Genomic DNA, 351 nt, shown 5'->3' on the forward strand with positions numbered 1-351 from the left:
GTTCCGGATCGTCGCGCCCGACCTGCTGGGCCACGGCCAGTCCGCGAAGCCCCGCACCGACTACTCGCTGGGCGCGTTTGCGGTCTGGCTTCGTGATTTCCTCGACGAACTCGGTATCAGCCAGGCCACCGTGGTCGGTCATTCGCTCGGCGGCGGTGTCGCCATGCAGTTCGTCTATCAGCACCCCGACTACGCCAAGCGGCTGATCCTGATCAGCAGCGGCGGCCTGGGTCCCGACGTCGGATGGGTGCTGCGGCTGCTCTCGGCCCCCGGGGCGGAGCTGGTGTTGCCGATCATCGCGCCCACGCCCGTCCTGTCCGTCGGCAACAAGCTCAGGTCCTGGTTGACAAG

1 protein-coding gene is annotated in these 351 nt (G+C 67.8%); it reads left to right on the forward strand.

What is annotated here, in order from left to right; genetic code table 11:
- On the forward strand, nt 1–351 hold a 351-nt coding region (locus tag KHA85_RS17410), incomplete at both ends, for an alpha/beta fold hydrolase (RefSeq protein WP_213186743.1).

It is taken from the genome of Dietzia massiliensis (genome assembly GCF_018390595.1).
GTDB lineage: Bacteria > Actinomycetota > Actinomycetes > Mycobacteriales > Mycobacteriaceae > Dietzia > Dietzia massiliensis.